Annotated in this window: 1 protein-coding gene; it reads left to right on the top strand. The window is 60.8% G+C overall.

Going from position 1 to position 431, the window contains the following annotated elements:
* Positions 1 to 431, top strand: a 431-nt coding sequence (locus IB223_RS18775) for a hypothetical protein (RefSeq protein WP_225591218.1), incomplete at both ends; no start/stop codon positions are given.

The raw sequence follows: 431 nt of genomic DNA, 5'->3' as shown, positions 1-431 counted from the left end.
GGCTGACGGCAACCCGAGCGTGCAGGCCTTGTTCGCCGATCTGGAGCAGTTGCCGGAACCGGATCAGGAACACACCCGCCAAGCCTTGCTGGATTATTTGAACAAGGGTGGCAAGGTCGAGCCTGCAGGCGTAGCAACGCCCCCGGAACTGGAGCAATTGCGCAAAGACGCCCATGCCGAGGCGTTTAAATTCGCCAGATACCAGGGCGCCACACCCGACTTCACCGCCCACGGCCGCGCCAGTGACGAGGCGGATCGCCGTTACTACACGCGCCAGCATTTCGAGGTGGCCCCCAAGGATTTCGTCGAGCGTCACCTCGATACCCTGATCAAACTCGGCCATGAGCAAGACAAACGCATAACGGACGTGCTCGAAGGTTCCAGTTTCAGTGGCAAACGCGGGGTCAACGATTTGATCGACCGCCCGGCCA

It is taken from the genome of Pseudoxanthomonas sp. PXM03, from assembly GCF_014852005.1.
Lineage (GTDB): Bacteria > Pseudomonadota > Gammaproteobacteria > Xanthomonadales > Xanthomonadaceae > Pseudoxanthomonas_A.
Note: the sequence above shows the minus strand (reverse complement) of the source record. Positions and strands in the feature narration are given on the sequence as shown.